This window comes from Acinetobacter sp. BEC1-S18-ESBL-01 (genome assembly GCF_014169935.1).
In the GTDB taxonomy this organism is placed as follows: Bacteria; Pseudomonadota; Gammaproteobacteria; order Pseudomonadales; family Moraxellaceae; genus Acinetobacter; species Acinetobacter pittii.
This window is the reverse complement of sequence record NZ_AP022302.1, coordinates 601,399-622,030: the sequence shown is the minus strand read 5'-3', so window position 1 is coordinate 622,030 and position 20,632 is coordinate 601,399. Positions and strand designations below refer to the sequence as shown.

The window sequence follows — 20,632 nt, the reverse complement described above, 5'->3', positions numbered from 1 at the left end:
CAAATGACAGATTTTTCCCGCAACGCCCTGGTTGTAGAAGGTGGAGGCATGCGTGGTGCCTTTACCAGTGGTGTACTTGACGCGTTTTTACAACAACAGTTCAACCCATTCGATTTATATGTTGGTGTATCGTCTGGTTCAACTAATGTCGCCAACTATCTGGCAGGCCAGCAAGGCCGCACTCTAACATTTTATATTGATCATTCACTGCGTCCTGAATTTATCGATTACAAGCGCTTTTTTAAAGGCGGCGACTTACTTGATTTAAAATGGATGTGGGAAATTGGTGAAAAAGAACATCCACTTGATCAACAGAGTCTTTTCGCTAAAAATCCAGATTTTTATATGGTGTTGACGCATGCTAAAACAGGTCATGCAGAATATCTTCGTGCGGGTAAAGATAATTTGCTGAATGCGCTTCGAGCTTCTAGCTCAATTCCAGTTTTAACGCGTCATCCCGTCGATATTATGGGTGAACCTTATTTTGATGGTGGTGTTGCAGATGCCCTACCCGTTCGCTGGACGGCTCAGCAAAGTGGCGTAAAAAAACTGTTAGTTTTACGTACTCGTCCGAAAAACTATTTCAAAGCAAGTAGTCGAGGTGATCAATTCCTCGCAAAATATGCGTTTAAACATCATTATGGTTTCGCTAGTAGCTTGCGTAGCCGCTGTGATCGTTATAACGCTTCGGTCGATTTTGTTCGTGGTCAAAACTCAGACCAGCAAATTTTAGAAGTGTGTCCACCGCCTCTTAAAAATATGGCTGGCCGTTTAACTACCAATCCAAAAAAGCTTCGCTACAGTTATGAAGTCGGCTTAGAAACAGGACTACAGGCAATTGAAAGCTGGAATGCAATGAAATAAATCTAAATTGAGACTTCTAAAAAGAAGTCTCAATTTAACTTCAAAACCATATCAATATGTGGAATGCCACAGTCTTGGTAAACTTCACCTTGCACGTGAAAACCTAAAGCTTCATAAAAGGCTGTTACATAGGTTTGTGCTGAAAGCTTTAAGTAAGGCAGTTTATGACGACGTGCATAGTCAATAATATGCTGCATTAAAATTTTACCAATACCCTGCTTTCTATAAGGCATTAAAACAGCAACACGCCCTACGCTATGCTGCGGCAACAAACGTGCTGTAGCAATAGGCTGCTCTTTGTCATAGACAATAAAATGTAGAACTGTGGCATCCAAGTCGTCCCATTCATCTTCAGGTGCAATTCCCTGTTCTTGGATAAAGACTTGTTCACGGATGTATTTCGCATCTTGCTCAAGCTGTTCCCAACCACCCTCTACAATTTTATACATCCATTCACCGTCCTAGCACTTACAGCCGATATTTTCGATCGGCAACTGATCTTGTAATAGCAATTCCAACGTTTGTTTTTTAACACCATACATTTCTTTCAATGCTTGGATTTGAGCCATAATCTTGGCGTCAGATTGTGAAACATTTTTGCGTTTTGTTGCCAAAATCATTTTATTTTTGCTGGTATGTTCAAGCGATACAAACTCAAAAACTTTGGTTTCATAACCATACGCTTTTAAAAGTAACGCACGTAAAGTGTCAGTCAGCATCTCGGCTTGTTGTCCAGCATGAATACCAAACTGTAGCATTGGTTGTAAAACTTCTGGGCTATGTAATTGAGGGCGTAACTCTTTGTGGCAACATGGCGCGCACATAATCATCGAAGCGTTTAAACGAATTCCGGTATGAATAGCAAAATCAGTCGCAATATCACACGCATGTAAAGCAATCATAACGTCCAGCTTTTCCGGTTGATAACTACGAACGTCACCTTCAAAAAAATCTAAATGATTGAAATGAACTTTGTCTGCAACGTTCTGGCAAAACTCCACCAAATTACGGCGCAGCTCTACACCAGTAATCAATGGTGTTTTCTGCTGTTGTTGCAGATAATCATACAATGCAAAAGTTAAATAACCTTTCCCCGAGCCAAAATCGACAATGCGTAACTCTTGTTGAGACGCATCAATCTGTTCATAGGCACTCGCAAAAATTTCGATAAATTTATTAATCTGTTTCCATTTACGGGCCATGCTTGGAATGACCTGAGCTTTTTCATCAGTAATACCCAGCTCTTTTAAAAATGCATTGCCCTGCTGTACATAGCGCTGCTTTTCACGGTCATGCGCCTGAACCGTTTGTGTCGTATTTACAGCCTGCTTTTTACCCATATTTAATATGGCTTTTTTCTTATTTTTTTTAAGCTGAATTTCTTGAGTGGTCGAAAATAAGTTTGCTTGCTTACACTGAGTGATTAATTGCTCAATCTGTTGCAAACCTTCTTGAAATGAATAGTTTTTAGTCACATCTTGGGTCGTGTGATGATATAGAGCTGAAAGCTGTTTTTGACCATGTAGCTCTACAACGCGGAAAGTAATTTTTTCCAGCTGCGCCAACTCTCCCTTATATTGGCTCAAGATCAAACGCTCAAAAGCTTGTTGGTCAAGAATTTGCTTGATTTCATGAAAGAATTGCTGTTCTTGCTCAAAGGAGAAAACCGACACGGATATACCTGAAAAATGAAGACTCATATAAAATAGAAGTTTAAAGCGTCTAGGATTAAAAATAAAATAACTTTACGACTGTTTTGTATTTCTATACATTTGTATTTTTAATCAAAAAAATTAAAGTTATGAGTAAATCTGTGTTGGAAACTTACGATCCAAAAGAAGAACTATTTAATGCCTATAGTCATGGTGCTGGCGTTGTTATGGCGGTTGTAGCTTCTATCTTTTTAATTATAAAGGGATCTTATCTTTCCACTGCTCAATGGGTGGGCTTATGGGTATATTCATTTAGCCTAATTTTAGTTTTTACCAGTTCTACACTCTATCATTTTGCTCAAACACAAAACCTACGCTACTGGTATAAAAAACTCGACCACACTGCTATTTATTATTTAATTGCGGGAACATATACCCCGTTCTTAAGCATTGCTATACCTACGCAAAAAGCTCATATTTTACTTATTGCTCTCTGGAGCATTGCTGCAATTGGTACACTTTTCAAGTTAGTTTTTATTCATCGTTTTCAGAAAATTTCGCTACTTGCTTATGTTCTTATGGGTTGGCTTGCTGTATTTGTTATGGATGATATGCGCACCTATCTAAGTAAAGACGCGTTGATTTTGTTAATTATTGGCGGATTAGCTTATACGGTTGGAGCATTGTTTTACGCGTTAAAAAAGGTAAGATATACCCATGCGATCTGGCATATTTTTGTGCTTTTAGGTGCAGGGGCACATTTTCTTGCAATCTATTGGTACGTAGTTTAGTCCATTTTTCACTCATATTCAGTGATCCTGAAAGAGTCATGGATGATGTTCTTTCACGCTATTCTTTGAGAAAAATACGTCTTTAAAAAGAGTAGTCATTAAAAATAAATTTTAACGGATATAAGGACTTATATGGAGTCAACTTCTGCGACTGCTGCTCCTGTAGTAGCCACTAATTCAAAAACACGAGTTTTGTTTGCAAGCTTAGTCGGTACAACCATTGAGTTCTTCGACTTTTATATCTATGCAACAGCTGCCGTGATTATCTTTCCTCACCTATTTTTCCCAGCTAGTAGTGGCAGTGCCGCAGTCTTACAATCTTTGGCAACCTTTGCAATTGCCTTTATTGCTCGTCCTATCGGTGCCGCATTATTTGGTCATCTAGGAGACCGTATTGGTCGTAAAGCAACTTTAGTTGCAGCTTTACTGACCATGGGTATTTCAACCGTATGTATTGGTTTACTTCCGACTTATGCTCAAATCGGGATTGTCGCACCATTATTATTAGCTGTTTGTCGTTTAGGACAAGGCTTAGGTTTAGGCGGTGAATGGAGCGGCGCAGTATTATTAGCGACTGAAAACGCCCCAGAAGGTAAAAGAGCATGGTATGGCATGTTTCCACAGCTAGGTGCTCCAATTGGCTTTATTCTGGCAACAGGTTCATTCTTATTATTGAGCGCAGTTATTCCTGAGCAAGCATTTATGCAATGGGGTTGGCGTATTCCATTCATTGCCAGTGCTGTATTGGTTATTGTTGGCTTATATATTCGTTTAAAACTTCATGAAACTCCAGCTTTCCAGAAAGTCTTAGATAAGCAAAAAGAAGTTAATATTCCATTTAAAGAAGTTTTAACCAAACATACAGGTAAGCTTATTCTTGGTACAGTTGCAGCAATCTGTACCTTTGTTGTGTTCTATCTTACTACCGTATTTGCCTTAAACTGGGGAACAACTAAACTGGGTTATGCGCGTGGTGAATTCTTAGAACTTCAACTCTTTGCCACACTTTGCTTCGCCGCATTCATTCCTTTATCGGCTATTTTTGCAGAAAAATTTGGTCGTAAAACAACTTCTATTGGTGTTTGTATTGCTGCTGCGATCTTCGGCTTGTTTTTCTCTAGCATGTTAGAGTCTGGAAATACCTTAATCGTATTCCTTTTCTTATGTACTGGCTTGGCGATTATGGGCTTAACCTATGGTCCAATTGGTACAGTTCTTTCTGAACTTTTCCCAACTTCAGTTCGTTATACAGGTTCAGCATTAACCTTTAACTTGGCTGGTATTTTTGGTGCATCTTTTGCCCCACTCATTGCGACTAAGCTTGCTGAAACTTATGGTTTATATGCAGTTGGTTATTATCTGACTGCTGCATCACTTTTATCATTAGTTGCCTTCTTACTTATTCGTGAAACAAAAAATGATGATGTAAATAATCAGATTTAAAGTTTTAAAGACACCCATATAAAAAAGCCAGTTCAAATTGAACTGGCTTTTTTATATGTATATGAATTAATTCATTGATGCAGGATTTGCTGGAGCAACACTATTTGTTGCAGCTGGCGCTGTTACATTGCTTGCTGCAACTGCTGCTGGTCCTGCTACAGCTGCTTCACCGATTAAAGCAACTTTTGCTTTTTCTTGGCTTTTTGCAGAGAGAGCTGGGTTACTTGCCACAATACGATTAATGTTTGCTGAGTTTGCTGGAGCAATCGCAGTAGTTTGTAAAATAATTGGGCGATTACCTGTGTTACCCAACGTATAGCGAATACCTGTACGTGGGCTAATCACTGTAGTATTTTCTTGCTTCACTACAGCTTGAGCCGAAGTTGGGCCTTTTGCTGCAAGCACTTTGTCAACCGTTGTCGTTTGAGGGGCTGAAGCTGCTTCTGCTGCAAAAACAAAACTTGGTACAGCAAGAACAGTTAAAAATAAAGGTTGTAATACTTTTTTCATTGTCTTTCCAACATACACTCTGGATGAGAAGTAAATAGCATTTAATGCTTAAAACTGCAAACATTATTCACAGGCTTACTACAAACATAAAAAAAGCAGAACAATTGTTCTGCTTTTTCTGTGAAGGCAGATTAGATCTTACCGTGACATTGCTTATATTTTAATCCTGAACCACATGGGCATGGGGCATTACGGCTTTCTGGAACAGGGAAAGCTTGCTGATCGGCAGACTCGTTCATGGTTTCTTGAGAAAGTGTGACTTCACCAGTTAAACCATCTACATCATCATGTTCAAAAGAAAGCTTCATCGATTCAGCTTGCTGCTGCTGTTGAGCTTCCATTTCTGCAAGTTCTTCTGGTGTTGGGATATGTACACGAGACAAATCAGTCACAACATCAGTTTTAATAATACCCAACATGTTTACGAACAGGTTGAAAGCTTCTTTCTTATATTCCTGCTCAGGGTTCTTTTGCGCATAGCCACGTAAGTGAATACCTTGACGCAAATAATCCATTGCAGCCAAGTGATCTTTCCAATGGCGATCAAGAGAGTTTAAAACGAAGTGACGTTCAAGCATTGCTGCTGATTCATCACCCATTTGAGCACGGCGCTGACGATAACGCTCAATCACTTCATCACTAATACGCTCAACCAAACCTTCTTCATCTAAACGACGATCTTGGTCTAACCATTCTTGAATTGGCAGCTCAATACCTAAATCAATACGTAAAGCATTTTCTAAACCTTCCACATCCCACTGGTCATGAATTGACTCTGGTGGAATAAAGTTAGCAATCATGCCTTGCATCACTTCACGATGCATTTCTTCAACGTATTCTTTTAAGGTATTTTCAGCTAATACTTCATCACGTTGAGAATAAATGATCTTACGCTGTTCATTATTCACGTCATCGTATTTCAATAAGTTCTTACGAATATCGAAGTTACGCGCTTCAACTTTACGCTGAGCATTCTCAATCGAACGGCTCACCATTTTATGTTCAATCGCTTCATCTTCTTTTAACCCCATCGCGCGCATCATACCAACGACACGGTCACCTGCGAAAATACGCATAAGGTCATCTTCAAGAGACAAATAGAAACGAGAAACACCAGGGTCACCTTGACGACCAGCACGACCACGTAACTGGTTGTCAATACGACGTGATTCATGACGTTCAGAACCAATGATATGCAAACCACCTGCTTGCAATACATCTTCGTGGTCTTGTTCCCATTGTGCTTTTAGACGTGCTTCATCTTCTGCAGTTGGGTTTTCAAGTTTGGCAAGTTTCGCTTTCCAGTTACCACCCAAGATAATATCCGTACCACGACCAGCCATGTTAGTTGCAATCGTTACTGCATTCGGGCTACCCGCTTGAGCAATAATGTCAGCTTCACGCTCATGCTGCTTTGCATTCAAAACTTCATGATGAATACCAGCTTGCATTAACTTAGAAGATAAAATTTCGCTGGCTTCAATGGTTGCTGTACCAATCAGAATAGGAGCAACACCCTGCTGACGAATATTCATAATTTCTTGAATAATCGCGTTATATTTGCCGTTACGGTTTAAATAAATTAAATCGTTTTGGTCGTTACGAATCATTGGGCGATGCGTTGGAATAATCACAACATCAAGACCGTAAATTTCTTTCATTTCCGCAGCTTCAGTATCAGCAGTACCTGTCATACCTGAAAGCTTTTTATAGAGACGGAAATAGTTCTGGAATGTTGTTGTCGCTAAAGTTTGGTTTTCAGGCTGAATTTCTAAGCCTTCTTTTGCTTCAACAGCTTGATGCAAACCTTCTGACCAACGACGACCCGGCATCGTACGACCCGTATGTTCATCGACAATAACCACTTCACCATCATGAATAATATAGTGAACATCACGTTGGAATAGGAAATGTGCACGAATGGCAGCAGACACATGATGAACAAGGTTTAGATTTGTTGCTGAATATAAGCTTTCGCCTTCAGCCAACAAGCCCATTTGAATAAGTTCTTGTTCAACAGTTTCATAACCAATTTCAGTCATTTCAACTGAACGCTGCTTTTCATCAATCCAGAAATGACCACCATCTGCTACTTTTTCTTCTTTTTGCGGATGTAATTTAGGTGGAATTGTATTGATTGCACTGTAGAGGTGTGAAGAGTCTTCACTTTGACCAGAAATAATTAATGGTGTACGTGCCTCGTCAATTAAGATGGAGTCAACTTCATCGATAATGGCATAGTGCAAACCACGTTGTTTCTTTTCTGCTAAAGAAAACACCATGTTGTCACGTAAGTAGTCAAAACCGAATTCGTTATTGGTACCGTAAGTAATATCGGCAAGGTAAGCTGCCGCTTTTTCTGACGGACCTTGCATTGAATAAATCGTACCAATTGATAGACCCAAAAATTCAAATAATGGGCGGTTCAACTCGGCATCACGCTGTGCCAAATAATCATTCACAGTAATGACATGTACACCTTGGCCACTCAAAGCGTTTAAATAACACGCCAGAGTACCCATAAGGGTTTTACCTTCACCAGTACGCATCTCGGCAATCTTACCTTCATGTAAGGTAATACCACCAATTAACTGAACGTCATAGTGACGCATACCCATCACACGCTTAGCAGCTTCACGACAAACCGCAAACGCTTCTGGAAGTAATTTATCTAAACTTTCGCCATTATTATAACGTTGTTTGAATTCTGGAGTTTTTGCAGATAAGTCTGCATCGCTTAAAGCTGATATCGTCGGCTCGAGCGCATTGATTTGCTCAACAATTTTGCGCATGCGTTTGAGTTCACGCTCATTTTTTGTACCGAAGATACCTCCGATCAGACTTGCCAACATGGATAAACTCTCTAAATCTTGCTTGGTCAAATGAATAAACTTTTTCTCAGTCGTTTATTATGGTGCCAGAAATTTGAAGTACAAGGGGTTTGCACAAAACCCCTAAAAAAAATCTGATAGTTAGACGAATGGTTTTTCATTCATCTAATCTCCCCTTAATGTGCCGAGCACCAAAAACACACCATTAACGCTCATCGATTAAGCATAACTTCCGAGAAATCTAATTTAGCAAATTTACCTTAAAGTTACATTGATTAAGCACTTAAAATAATGAGTTTTAGTCATATATATTTACACTTATATAAAAAGTTCATAATAAAATACAAAAACAATAATTTTAATCATAAAGTAAATGCTGCATATTCATTCAATCGAATAACAAATTATGCGCAATTGAGGAAAGATCATGACACTACGATTAGGAGATACTGCTCCCGATTTTCAACAAGAATCGAGTGAAGGCACAATTAATTTTTATGATTTTTTAGGGGATAGTTGGGGAATCTTATTTTCACATCCAGCCGACTATACTCCCGTATGTACAACTGAATTAGGTTATACAGCAAAATTAAAAGATGAATTTACGAAGCGGAATGTTAAAGCGATTGCTTTGTCTGTAGACGATGTAGAATCACACAAAGGCTGGATCAATGATATTAATGAAACACAAAATACAACTGTAAACTTTCCAATCATTGCAGATAAAGATCGTAAAGTATCTGAGCTCTATGGCTTCATTCACCCTAATGCCAGTGAAACTCTAACGGTGCGCTCATTAGTGATTATTGATCCTAACAAAAAAGTTCGCTTAATCATTACCTACCCTGCTTCGACGGGCCGAAATTTTAACGAAGTCTTACGTGTTGTGGATTCATTACAATTAACAGACAAGCATAAAGTCGCTACACCTGCGAACTGGCAGCAAGGTGAAGATGTCGTTATTGTGCCATCACTTAAAGATGAAGAAGAAATTAAACAACGTTTCCCTAAAGGTTATATGGCTGTTAAACCTTATTTACGCCTCACGCCACAGCCTGAAAGCAATAAAACCGACTAAAGGTTTTATTGCTTTCAAGACAAACGCAGTGCGTAGGCAAATATCTGAAAAATTCCCTACAAGACAAGCAAAGCGCGTAGGCACACTTAGATTAAATATCACACCCGAAAAAGTCATCCGTAGTGATGGCTTTTTTATTTATGTATTGAATACTCATGGTTTTTATTGCTCAGATCAGTTATAACTCGAAACGATTTGGTAAAAAAATAAAAATCATGATCTATAAAATTCATCATTTAAAGTGTGGCAGCATGTGCCCGGTTTGTGCGCCATTATTTGGACAAAAAGGCTTCCGAGCTGAAGTAATCTGTCATTGTCTTTTAGTTGAAACTGATCGAGGCTTAGTGCTTATCGATACTGGCTTTGGCTTGCAAGATTACTTACATATGAAGCAGCGCCTAGGCTCATTAGTTAAACGCTTAGGCAATATTGAGCATAATCTTGAATTTAGTGCGATCCAACAAATCCAAAAGCTCGGGTTTAGCCCCAAAGATGTACAGCATATTTTTGTCACTCATCTTGATTTTGACCATGCTGGCGGTATCTCAGATTTTCCTCATGCCACAGTTCATGTTTTAGCAGCAGAATACAACGCTGCCCAACTTCCAAATTTTAAAGGCAAACTTCGCTATAGAACCAATCAATATAAAGATCATCGGTATTGGAACTTCGTTGAATATCAAAAAGGTGAAGCATGGTTCAACCTCGAAAAAGTCAAAGGTTTTCCCCTGTTTCAAGATGAAATTTTAATGATACCACTGTTAGGACATACAGCTGGACATTGCGGTATTGCCATAAAGCAACAAAATCAATGGTTATTATTTTGTGGAGATGCCTACTACTCACACCTAGAGTTAAACCCTAAAAATAAATTAAGATCACTTGGTCTGGTGGAAAAAACATTTGCAGAAGATAATGAAAAGCGTCTTTTTAACCTCAAGCGTTTACAGCATTTAGCTCAACATGAACCCACGATTGAAATAATTTGTGCTCACGACCCTGATGAGCTTAAACGGTATCAAACATGAAGAAATTATCGCTCCTTACACTTGTCATCTGTATAAGTTTACAAGGGTGTATGCAGCACGAAAGTATCGCCCATGAGCATCGACCACAAGATTGGGGAAGCTTAGTTTCTCAGACTCATAACTTTTATCAAATTAGTAATGATGTTTATCGTAGTGAACAACCTGATACTGCAATGATTTCTGAATTAAAGAATCACCAAATTGGAACGATCATTAATTTAAGAGCCAAAGACGCAGATAGTTTAGTTTTTAAAAATGAAAATTTTAATCTTGTACATATTCCTATCAACACTTGGGCAATTGACCGACAAGATCTCTTAGAAGTCATGCAACAAATCAAAATTGCCAAGCAGAATGATCAGCGCGTTTTATTGCACTGCTACCATGGTTCAGATCGTACAGGGGCCAGCGTTGCCATGTATCGCATTATTTTTGAAAATTGGGCAATTGATGATGCGGTTAAGGAAATGAAACAAGGGGGTTACGGTTATCATATTATTTGGAAGAACATTGACCGATTATTTACACCTGAAAATGTAAGATGGATTCAACAGCAACTGTCGAATCCATCTTAGTGACATCTTGAGTGGAATTTTTAATTTGGTTAACGTTGGTCTAACGGTACCCAGTCAATCACCCACGCTGATTTCATGTTTAAACTTGAATCAGAAGTAATTTTCTTACGAGCAGCATCTGCTGTATCACGGTCTTTTGCAGGTCCAACCATAATACGAATACCCTTACTGGTTGGGCTTGTAGTGACCTTATAGCCTTTAGCTCGTAATTTAGAAACAACTGCATCTGCATTGGCTTGGTTAGCAGCCAAAGCGACTTGAACCATCCACTTTTTATCGCCATTTTCAAGCAGTTCACGTGCTTTTTCAGCTTCAGCTTTTTTCTCAGCTTCAGCTTTTCGTTTAGCATCAGAGGCTTTTTTATCAGCTTCTGCTTGTCGTTTGGCTTCAGCAGCTTTCTTGTCTGCTTCTGCTTGGCGTTTTGCTTCAGCAGCTTTTTTATCTGCTTCTACCTGTCGTTTAGCTTCAGCTGCTTTCTTGTCTGCTTCTGCTTGGCGTTTTGCTTCAGTTGCTTTTTTGTCTGCTTCTGCCTGTCGTTTAGCTTCAGCTGCTTTCTTGTCTGCTTCTGCTTGGCGTTTTGCTTCAGCAGCTTTTTTGTCTGCATCTATTTTTGAAGTATCAGTTGTTTTATTCACCGTATTGGTTTGCTGGTTTTTAGCTTTCGCCTCACCCACTAACTCCGGTGGAATATTATCTGAACTTTCTTGAGCCGCTGTACGGCGCGCATTAATAGCAGCGTACTCTGCTGCAGCTTTACGAGCAGCATCAGCTTCAGCTTGCTGCTGCATTGCTAAGAACTCAGCTGCACGTGCTTCTTGTTCAGCAACGGCCTTTTCACGAGCACGACGCTGTTCTTCTAGCAAACGTTTTTCAGTTTCAACATCAACCGCAAGCGGTTGTAGTTGTACCATTTGCCCTTCAGTTGTCTCTTTTGGTTTAGTTTGAGTTTTTGGCGATGTGGATGCGGATGGTTGAGCTTCAACCTGTTTTATTTCCTCATTTCCTTTTAGAAGTAATGCTGCCAATAAAACACCACCTCCTAGTAAAACAACGCCACCCATCCAGCGTTGTTTGTTATTCATTGACATTCTTCCAAATACTCCCAAATCGCTTCTAAAGTATGAAACGAACCACAGGCCAAAATCAGCTGATTGTTATTTGTTTGCTCAAGCGCTGATTTAAAAGCCTCTTTGATATTGCCATATTGTTGTACTGTCTGGCCTTGCAAGGCATCATTGAGTTGCTGAATCGGCGCAGCACGCGGCACATTCAATTCAGCAATTTTCCAATGTAAAACAGTAGGTTTCAATAAATCGACTACTGATTTTATATCTTTATCTGCCAGCATTGAAAATACTGCGACAACTTCTGTGTACTGTTTATTGTATTCTAAGAAATTTCGCAATTGCTTTAACAAAAATTCAACACCATGTGGATTGTGCCCAGCATCAAAAATGACCGTCTTCCCATTCACTTGACGCTGTTCAAAACGCCCTGCTAAGCGAGCAGATTGAATACCTTTTTCTAATGCTGACTGAGAAATTTCAAGTCCGCTATTTAAAATGGCCGCAACTGCTCCTGCAATATTTTCAATCGCTAATGTACCTAAAGGAAGTTTTAAAGTGGTTCCTTCCGAAGCAAAGTACCAGTTTTGTCCATCTTCTGCGAGCTTATAAAAATAATCACGATTAACGGTATATAAGTCTGCTTGTGAACTTTGTGCTTTATCTTGAATTGCTTGCGGTAATTGTTGCTCACCCGCGAAGATAACCGGAATATATGGACGAATAATGCCTGCTTTTTCAAAAGCAATTTTTTCGATGGTATCGCCTAGCCAATCTGTGTGATCTAGGCCAATATTAGTAATTACTGCAATGTCGGGATCAATCACATTGACGACATCTAAACGCCCGCCCAAACCAACTTCGAGCACCCATACATCACATTGTTGTTGTTTAAAAATAACAAAAGCAGCCAAAGTGGTTGCTTCAAAAAAAGATAAGCTTAAATCACAATCGCGACGAGCCTGATCAACTTGAACAAAAGCATCAATCAGACTTTGATCATCGACTTCAACTCCACCTAACTTAACTCGCTCATTAAAGCGATAGATATGCGGTGACTGATATAACCCAACTTTATAACCCTGTGCGTTTAATATCGCAGCCAGTGTGGTTGTGGTTGAGCCTTTACCATTCGTTCCGGCTACTGTAAAAACTTTAGCATTAGGCTGAGTTACACCCAGCTTTTCTGCAACAGGAATTACACGTTCCAGACCAAGATCTATCCCTGTAACGTGAACATGGCTCCAATAATTGAGCCATGTATCTAAAGAGTCTATTGAAAGTGGAGCTTGTTGGTTCAAGGTAAGTTCATCAATTTCGATACAAGTCGAGATACAGTATCACGTAAAGCATGACGATGAACAATCTGATCGATTACACCATGATCAAGCAAATATTCAGCACGTTGGAACGGTTCTTCAAGAGTTTCACGTACAGTCTGCTCAATTACACGCTTACCAGCAAAGCCAATCATCGCTTTAGGTTCAGCAATATGAATATCACCCAACATTGCTAAAGAAGCTGTTACACCACCATACACAGGATGTGTTAACACAACGATATATGGTAAGCCAGCATCTTTTAATTTTTGAATCGCGGCAGAAGTACGCGCCATTTGCATAAGCGACAACATACCTTCTTGCATACGCGCGCCGCCAGAAGCTGCGAAACAGATTAATGGCTGACGTTTTTCAATTGCAAGCTCGGCAGCCTTTACAAAACGGTCACCGACAACTGTACCCATTGAGCCGCCCATAAAGTCGAACTCAAAAGCACATGCAATCATATCTACGCCATTTAAGTTACCTTGCATGGCAATTAATGCTTCCGTTTCACCAGTTTTGCTTTGCGCTTCACGCATACGATCTGGATACGGTTTAGAGTCAACAAACTTTAATGGATCTTTAGCAGTAAATTCTTGACCCAATTCAGTTACAACATTATCGAAGAACCAGTTCAAGCGGTCACGAGCTTTCATTCGTAAGTGTTCGTCGCATTGCGGACAAACATATGCATTGAAAGAAATTGCTGTACGTGTCACTAGTGCATGACATTCAGGACATTCAATCGTTGGCTCAGTAAATGTTGCTTTGAGAATTTGTTGCTCATCTGCGACTTCAATACCTGGAACCGGACGTTTTGTCCATGGTGTCGAAGGGCTAAGAACTTTCCCTGGTTTCACTTCTTGATTCATACTAACTCATCGAGCGCTGCTCGAAGCTCCTTGACTTTACTCACCGTCTGTTCAACAGCGTCATCCGCTGCCAACGTTGCAAAATTTTTAACGAAAGCACTACCCACAATCACGGCATCAGCAACATTACCCATTGCTTTTGCTGAAGCGGCATCACTAATACCAAAACCAACACCCACTGGAATATTAGTGGCATTTTTGATTTTTTGAATACGTGCAGCAGCTTCTGCCGTATCAAGTGTTGCTGCTCCAGTTACACCCTTAAGTGAAACGTAGTAAATAAAACCACTTGCCTGATTTGTCACATGTTGAATGCGTTGATCTGTAGAAGTTGGTGCAAGTAAGAAAATTTGGTCCATATCATGTTGTTTCAACACAGCACCAAATTCTTTTGACTCTTCTGGTGGTAAATCCACAAGTAATAAGCCATCTACACCACATTGTTTCGCATGAGAAACAAACTTCTCGTAACCAATCACTTCAACCGGATTGAGATAACCCATTAAAACAACAGGTGTTTCCTGATCCTGCTCACGGAACTCTTTTACCATGTTGAGTGCATCCAACGTGTTAGTCCCTGCTGCAAGCGCACGTTCAGCTGCAAGCGCAATTACCGGACCATCAGCCATTGGATCTGAAAATGGTAAACCAAGCTCAATGACATCTACTCCTGCTGCAACCATTTTATGCAGTAACGGAACCGTTACTTGTGGCTGTGGATCACCCGCCATAACATAAGATACAAGCGCTTTACGTTGTTGGGACTTAAGCTTTTCAAAACGGGTGGCAAGACGTGACATAGGGTTGTGCTTTCCTTGAATTATTTAAAATTGAGGAGTTGTTTGTAGAAATACAAGAACATCGCATTTTAACGCTATTTTTTGTCCATTGAACAGGTCTAACGTTATGGCGATATTCGATTGTATGATTCATACAACCCATGGTGTACATTTATCAATATTTTGAAACTTTTCTCAATGATCAAAGCTTCCTATTTTCGAGCCATTATTAGATCGTCGACTGACCAAAAATTAACCGCATAAAGCTTATTTCTCAATATTTTTATTGGCGAGTTGTAATTCCCTTTTCCGCGTAAGTAAAGTTTGTCCCGTCAAATTTTTATGAGCCCGTGCAAGTGCCGACTGATCCGAATATCCCAACTGTTCAGCAATTGTGGTGAGGCTTTCATTTTGGTGAAGTAATATTTCACAGCGTTTCATGCGTTCAGTATCTAAAATTAATTTAAATGAAGTATTTAATGACTGTAATTGACGCTGCAAGCTTCGTACTGAAATATTCAACTCGATGGCAATATCCTCAATTTTCGGGGCTTGTTGCTTGTGTTTGAAATATTCATGAACAATCCAATGTATTTGCTGAGCTAAATCTGTATGTATTTTCCGCTGAGCTAATGCCTCTTCTGCTTGTTTCACTAAAAGTTGCATTAAGCTGGGGTCTGCATGTCGAGGACGAACATTCAATCCTTCACTTGCAAAAGTTAATGCATAGTAAGGTTGCTCAAATGATAATTTACATTGAAAGAAACGCTGATAGTGAACTAAGGGACCACGTGAGCGGTGCACAAACTCAACATGCTGCAAGAGAAAATCATGGAAAGGAGCAATTTGTTTAGCAAGCTGAACCATAGCAGCTAAAGTCAGCTCACAAAGTATGATATTACTGGCATCAACCAAAGGCCAATACAAACGAATGTTAGAAGCATCTTGTTCAACTTGCATAGGCACGACTTGCTCACCGTCAATCACGAGACGATGGAATTTCATGACATATTCAAGAACCTCTGCAAAGCTCCCACTTCGAGAAGCCATATATCCCAGTACACCAAAATTGGCAGGTGTAATACAAGTTGCCATTTCTAGGGCTAAATTAGAAACTTGTAGACGAGACTCTGTCAGTTCTAAAAGTTCAAGAAAAAAGTTTAAAGAAGATTGAGCATCAATAGATGAAGCTAAAATATTTTGAACTTGACGGGCCTGAACATCTGTAAGGTTTAATACCTGCCAATCGATTCCTTTTTCTTTTAGATAAGTATTCCACAGATAAAAGTAGCCGTTTGAAATCGTAAAATCCTGCATGGCTCATCCTTTTTTTAATGCCATCTTGTCGCAAACTGTATAAAAATTGGCAATAACTGTCAAAACAAAGCCGACTATTAGCGACATACTAATGAACATGTTAGATGCGAGAAATAAAAATATGAACGCACATGTTTCTTATCAGGTCGAGCCAGTGGTTCGTAAAGATCTGGATTTTCATTTAAACGAAGCACCTCGCTTTTGGTTTAATAATGATCCTTTTTTGACTCGTATGTTTGATGCGCTCAGCTTAACCTTTCCAGATGGAGAGCGTTATTTTATTGAATGTGTCCGTATGTTCCGAGACAAAATTGATGATCCCGAACTACAAAAACGGGTTGCAGACTTTATTAAACAAGAAGCTCAACACGGTATTGCACATGACAAAATGAATCAGCTCATGAAAGAGCAAGGCATGCCTGTTGACCAGTTCACAGCCACACTTAAAAAAATTTTTCGTTTTGAACTCACCAAACGCTCACCACAATACAATATTGCGATGACAGCGGCAGCGGAACATTTAACAGCACTAATGGCAGAAACCTTTTATAGCCATAAAAAAACTTTAGAAAATGCTCACCCCTATGTTCGAGCGCTATTCGCGTGGCATGCCATTGAAGAGATGGAGCACCGTGATGTTGCTTTTGATGTCATGAAACAAGTAGGTGAAGTTCCTGAGTCGACTCGTCGTTTTGTATTGGTTCTTACGACGGTACTGATGTTTGGCTTCACACTCTATCGCACGAATATCATGTTGAAATGTGATGGCTTTAGTTCTAGAGAACGACTCTTGATGAGCCTTAAAGGCTTACCTTGGTTCTTTGGGAAAAATGGCACATTAACCGCCATGAAAAGCCAATATTTAGATTGGTTTAAAAAAGACTTTCATCCAAGTCAGCATCCGGTCATTCGCCAATATCCTGTTTGGATTGAAACACTTGAAAAGACGAATGATCCTATTGCAGCTGGTGAAGCGTTTTGGCAAGCAGGTTTATAACCTGCTTGTTACCATTTTGCATAATGTTGTTCTAGTAAACCGTATTGCTCATTGCAATTGATGATATCGGTTGCCTCATGCTCAATCGTGCCGCTAATTTTAGCTTGCCACTGATTGAACTGGCTGCCGATCATTCTTAAGTTTATATTTTCATATCGGCACCAACCAATATGCACTTGGAGATTAAGTTTTTGATCTAAAGAGCTAATTTGCCAAAGCTCATCATTTACTTTTTCAAATAAAACATCAGTCAGTGGAAATAAAACGCCGTTAATCCATAAGCAATTTTCATTACCAAAGCTTTCATTAACACCAGAAGCTAAATTTAAACCAATACGCCGCCCTTGCTCATCCCAGAAATTACATGAAAGCCAGAACCAAGCTGTTTCAGGCCGCAAAAAACCACAAGTATCATCTAAAGAGGCAAATGTCTTTTCATCAAATTGTACGATTTGGCTTTGTTTATTAATAAACATCCCCTCTACAGCCAATGTGGTCTGCTTTTGGGTATAAGTCCAACCATTGATGCCAGTTGGTGTACACAAACTTAATATATCGGTTCCAGCACAAAAAATTCGAGCGCTAAGTTGAATCTCACCATATTTAGTGACTCGGATATATCGCACACCATTGGCATGCTGGATATCAAACTGATAAGGCGATTTAGAAAAATAACTTTGATTAAATAAGGGCTGTTCATCAAGGTAGGTTTTATGCCCCAAAGGCTGAATCGCATTCCACTCGATGACTTGCTCTGTTACATGGTCATAAATATAGAAAAAACCGTGCCCAACCCAGCCAATATCTACAATTGCCAGACCAATACTATAGTGTTTATGTTGAATGCCGCAGAATTTAAATTTTTTATATTTTAATTGTTTACGCCAGCCTTTAAGGACCTTACCGTAAGGGGTTTTATAAATATAATGTTGTACGTGAATGGTTGACGGTACAGATTCAAAACGCCCGTAGCGAGGCTGTCCATTTTCTTGAATTAAATCCATTTACCCACTTCCATATGAATATTAGATTTCAAATGACCTATACCACGGTCAAATACGTATTTTCCCAAATTGTTTCAGCAAAATCGCCTTTTATTAAATGAATATAGCGCCCTGCTACACAATCTATCGCTAAGCAGTCATCAATATCAATGACTCGATCTGTATGTGCTTTTTGCCACTGCCGATCTATAAATTGTTTACCTAATTGTTTGGCAGCTACCGCATTCGGTGCAACCACAAACTCATAACGGTGAAGTTCACCGAATTCACTTGCATTATATCCGCCCAGATTAATTAAATATAATTTTAAATCATCTGGTTGTGGAGCAGCATCTGTAAAATGAATTTGATAATTTTGCCCTTGAGAGCTAACTCCTGAGAGCTTGGCCCAAGCATCAATATGCAATCCTTGAGTCTCACCAAACCAAGCCTGTTTAAGTTGAGGATAAACTTCTTCCAAAGTATCTCCTACAGCCATGACTACATCATGAACTTCTGTATTAGCGCGAGCATGACGCCCGCCTAACATCACCATAAACAAACTTGGCATTTTTTCCTCTTACATCTCGACCATTTCTACGCCATCAATACGTGCAACTGTCATTAAATCTTTATCACCACGACCTGAAACAGTCGCAATAATAATCTGATCTTTAGACATCGTCGGTGCAAGCTTAGAGACATAAGCCATCGCATGCGAGCTTTCAAGTGCAGGAATAATCCCTTCGATTTTAGTTAAATCACGGAAACCTTGTAGAGCTTCTGTATCATTAATCGGCACGTACTCTACACGCTTCATATCTTTCAAGAAGCTATGTTCAGGGCCAACACCCGGATAATCAAGGCCCGCCGAGATACTATGTGTCTCAATAATCTGGCCCTGTTCATCACTCATTAAATAAGTACGATTACCATGTAATACACCCACATGACCTGCATTTAACGGCGCAGAGTGTTTACCAGTTTCAATACCAAAACCAGCTGCTTCAACACCATACATTTTCACGTTGGCATCGTTTAAGAATGGATAGAACAAGCCCATTGCATTTGAACCACCACCTACACAGGCAACTAATGCATCTGGTAAGCGACCTGCTTGTTCCAAAATCTGTTTACGTGCTTCACGACCAATAATCGACTGGAAGTCACGAACCAATTGAGGATATGGATGCGGGCCTGCAACTGTACCAATCACATAGTACGTCGTATCAACATTAGTTACCCAGTCACGCATCGCTTCGTTCATGGCATCTTTCAGCGTTTTAGAGCCGCTTTGTACAGGAACAACTGTAGCACCCAACAAACGCATACGATAAACATTCATCGCTTGACGCTTAACATCTTCAGCACCCATATAAACAACACATTCGAGACCTAAACGTGCTGCAATGGTTGCTGTTGCTACACCATGCTGCCCTGCTCCAGTTTCGGCAATAATACGTTTTTTACCAGAAAGCTTTGCCAATAACGCCTGACCAATCGTGTTATTTACCTTGTGTGAACCTGTATGGTTTAAGTCTTCACGTTTAAGGTAAATTTGCGCACCACCTAACTCTTTTGACCATCGCTCAGCATAATAAAGTGGACTAGGACGACCAACATAGTAGGCGAGGTCACGGTCGAATTCTGCCAAAAACTGTTCATCATTTTTCATGCGGGAATAGAGATTTTCTAAATCTTCTAATGCCGCCATTAGAGTTTCTGACACAAAACGTCCGCCATGGATACCGAAATGCCCTGCAGCATCTGGGTACTGTGTATAGTCAATCACATTGTTTTGCTGATCCACGTTGGACTCCTTGCATAAATCGTTCAATGAGTTGTTGGTCTTTTATACCTTTTGCGGACTCTACGCCTCCGCTCACATCTACTGCAAAAGCACCGGTAGTATGAATAGCGTCAATGACATTGTCAGGGGTTAAACCGCCTGCCAAGATTAATGGAATATCAAGTTTTGGGAATTTAGACCAGTCAAACTGATGTCCTGTGCCCCCTTTGAGCTCAGGATGCCACGCATCGAGCAATACAGCACTGGCACCAGCTGCCTGATATTTTTGAATTTCAGCAACTACATCCAGATCAGGTTTAACCTGAATCGCTTTATACCAGCGACGTTTACAATGGCGAGCAATTTCCTGACATTGTTCTGGAGTTTCATCGCCATGTAGTTGTAATACATCTAGGGGAACACAATCAAGTACATCCTGAATTTCAGCAGCACTCGCATTTACAAACAAACCTACCATTTGTACATAAGGTGGAATTACTTTTGCTAATTCTTGGGCCTGTTCAACCGTTACATGTCTTGGACTTGGCGGGAAAAAAACAAAACCAATCGCATCTGCTCCAGCAACAACAACTGCCTGAACATCTTGAATGCGAGTAATTCCACAGATTTTTGCTCGTGTACGTTTTTGGTTTGATTGGCTCATGATCTGCCTAAACTACAACCATTTCTTAAAATAAGCGCCATTGTAATGCAATTTTTGTCCCTTGCGTAAAAGT

Annotated in this window: 20 protein-coding genes; 7 read left to right on the top strand and 13 right to left on the bottom strand. The window is 39.9% G+C overall.

Annotation, left to right across the window (positions count from 1 at the left end; translation table 11 throughout):
* The first annotated feature begins 3 nt into the window (after positions 1-3).
* Complete coding sequence (locus tag H7R46_RS03065; RefSeq protein ID WP_005064275.1) at positions 4-864, top strand: patatin family protein; 861 nt, start codon at positions 4-6, stop codon at positions 862-864.
* A 29-nt stretch (positions 865-893) separates the two neighbouring features.
* On the opposite strand, the gene H7R46_RS03060 is transcribed toward H7R46_RS03065, so the two are convergent.
* The gene (locus H7R46_RS03060) at positions 894-1,313 is read right to left on the bottom strand and encodes a GNAT family N-acetyltransferase (RefSeq protein ID WP_005064271.1); all 420 of its coding nucleotides are present in this window, start codon (positions 1,311-1,313) and stop codon (positions 894-896) included.
* Positions 1,314-1,325: 12 nt separating this feature from the next.
* Positions 1,326-2,537 (bottom strand): class I SAM-dependent methyltransferase, encoded by a 1,212-nt coding sequence (locus H7R46_RS03055; RefSeq protein WP_005064269.1) that lies wholly within the window; start codon positions 2,535-2,537, stop codon positions 1,326-1,328.
* A 128-nt stretch (positions 2,538-2,665) separates the two neighbouring features.
* Between H7R46_RS03055 and trhA the strand changes: the two genes are divergently transcribed.
* Together trhA and H7R46_RS03045 are read left to right on the top strand one after the other, a co-directional pair.
* A complete protein-coding gene (gene trhA / locus H7R46_RS03050) occupies positions 2,666-3,307 on the top strand; it encodes a PAQR family membrane homeostasis protein TrhA (RefSeq protein ID WP_031944657.1) in 642 nt (213 codons plus the stop codon).
* A 132-nt stretch (positions 3,308-3,439) separates the two neighbouring features.
* Positions 3,440-4,750, top strand: a complete 1,311-nt coding sequence (locus H7R46_RS03045; protein WP_002116183.1) for an MFS transporter — start codon at positions 3,440-3,442, stop codon at positions 4,748-4,750.
* 66 nt (positions 4,751-4,816) lie between these two features.
* Here H7R46_RS03045 and H7R46_RS03040 read toward each other — a convergent pair whose 3' ends face one another.
* Both H7R46_RS03040 and secA read right to left on the bottom strand, forming a co-directional pair.
* Positions 4,817-5,260, bottom strand: coding sequence for a hypothetical protein (locus H7R46_RS03040; RefSeq protein WP_002116535.1), 444 nt, complete (start codon positions 5,258-5,260; stop codon positions 4,817-4,819).
* A gap of 131 nt (positions 5,261-5,391) precedes the next feature.
* Entirely contained in the window at positions 5,392-8,112 is a 2,721-nt protein-coding gene (secA, locus tag H7R46_RS03035; protein WP_005064264.1) for a preprotein translocase subunit SecA, read from the bottom strand.
* Between the two features lie 406 nt (positions 8,113-8,518).
* Between secA and H7R46_RS03030 the strand changes: the two genes are divergently transcribed.
* The 3 genes from H7R46_RS03030 (at position 8,519) to H7R46_RS03020 (ending at position 10,772) form a co-directional block, all read left to right on the top strand.
* Entirely contained in the window at positions 8,519-9,169 is a 651-nt protein-coding gene (locus tag H7R46_RS03030; RefSeq protein WP_005064262.1) for a peroxiredoxin, read from the top strand.
* A 215-nt stretch (positions 9,170-9,384) separates the two neighbouring features.
* Positions 9,385-10,197, top strand: a complete 813-nt coding sequence (locus tag H7R46_RS03025; RefSeq protein WP_182924257.1) for an MBL fold metallo-hydrolase — start codon at positions 9,385-9,387, stop codon at positions 10,195-10,197.
* Positions 10,194-10,772 carry a dual specificity protein phosphatase family protein gene (locus H7R46_RS03020; RefSeq protein ID WP_005064259.1) on the top strand — a complete coding sequence of 193 codons (579 nt, stop codon included), beginning with the start codon at positions 10,194-10,196 and terminating at the stop codon, positions 10,770-10,772. Before H7R46_RS03025 ends, H7R46_RS03020 begins: the two co-directional genes overlap by 4 nt.
* Positions 10,773-10,801: 29 nt before the next feature.
* Here H7R46_RS03020 and H7R46_RS03015 read toward each other — a convergent pair whose 3' ends face one another.
* The 5 genes from H7R46_RS03015 to H7R46_RS02995 all read right to left on the bottom strand — a co-directional run bounded on the left by H7R46_RS03015 (position 10,802) and on the right by H7R46_RS02995 (position 16,126).
* The gene (locus tag H7R46_RS03015; protein ID WP_005064258.1) at positions 10,802-11,860 is read right to left on the bottom strand and encodes an SPOR domain-containing protein; all 1,059 of its coding nucleotides are present in this window, start codon (positions 11,858-11,860) and stop codon (positions 10,802-10,804) included.
* Positions 11,851-13,137 carry a bifunctional tetrahydrofolate synthase/dihydrofolate synthase gene (folC, locus tag H7R46_RS03010; RefSeq protein ID WP_005064256.1) on the bottom strand — a complete coding sequence of 429 codons (1,287 nt, stop codon included), beginning with the start codon at positions 13,135-13,137 and terminating at the stop codon, positions 11,851-11,853. Before folC ends, H7R46_RS03015 begins: the two co-directional genes overlap by 10 nt.
* On the bottom strand, positions 13,134-14,030 hold the full coding sequence (accD, locus tag H7R46_RS03005; RefSeq protein WP_002116475.1) for an acetyl-CoA carboxylase, carboxyltransferase subunit beta: 897 nt from the start codon (positions 14,028-14,030) through the stop codon (positions 13,134-13,136). The genes folC and accD overlap by 4 nt, the downstream gene beginning before the upstream one ends.
* A complete protein-coding gene (gene trpA / locus H7R46_RS03000; RefSeq protein WP_002116163.1) occupies positions 14,027-14,830 on the bottom strand; it encodes a tryptophan synthase subunit alpha in 804 nt (267 codons plus the stop codon). The genes accD and trpA overlap by 4 nt, the downstream gene beginning before the upstream one ends.
* 246 nt (positions 14,831-15,076) lie before the next feature.
* On the bottom strand, positions 15,077-16,126 hold the full coding sequence (locus H7R46_RS02995) for an AraC family transcriptional regulator (protein WP_005064251.1): 1,050 nt from the start codon (positions 16,124-16,126) through the stop codon (positions 15,077-15,079).
* 121 nt (positions 16,127-16,247) lie between these two features.
* On the opposite strand from H7R46_RS02995, the gene H7R46_RS02990 reads away from it, so the two are divergent.
* A complete protein-coding gene (locus H7R46_RS02990) occupies positions 16,248-17,123 on the top strand; it encodes a metal-dependent hydrolase (RefSeq protein WP_005064248.1) in 876 nt (291 codons plus the stop codon).
* Positions 17,124-17,131: 8 nt separating this feature from the next.
* Here H7R46_RS02990 and H7R46_RS02985 read toward each other — a convergent pair whose 3' ends face one another.
* The 4 genes from H7R46_RS02985 to H7R46_RS02970 are packed head-to-tail and all read right to left on the bottom strand — an operon-like array spanning position 17,132 to position 20,559.
* Entirely contained in the window at positions 17,132-18,127 is a 996-nt protein-coding gene (locus tag H7R46_RS02985) for a DUF2804 domain-containing protein (RefSeq protein WP_005064247.1), read from the bottom strand.
* A gap of 37 nt (positions 18,128-18,164) precedes the next feature.
* A complete protein-coding gene (locus tag H7R46_RS02980; RefSeq protein WP_005064244.1) occupies positions 18,165-18,677 on the bottom strand; it encodes a DUF1543 domain-containing protein in 513 nt (170 codons plus the stop codon).
* A gap of 9 nt (positions 18,678-18,686) precedes the next feature.
* Positions 18,687-19,916, bottom strand: a complete 1,230-nt coding sequence (gene trpB, locus H7R46_RS02975) for a tryptophan synthase subunit beta (RefSeq protein ID WP_002116129.1) — start codon at positions 19,914-19,916, stop codon at positions 18,687-18,689.
* Entirely contained in the window at positions 19,891-20,559 is a 669-nt protein-coding gene (locus H7R46_RS02970) for a phosphoribosylanthranilate isomerase (RefSeq protein WP_005064242.1), read from the bottom strand. The genes trpB and H7R46_RS02970 overlap by 26 nt, the downstream gene beginning before the upstream one ends.
* Between the last annotated feature and the right edge of the window lie 73 nt (positions 20,560-20,632).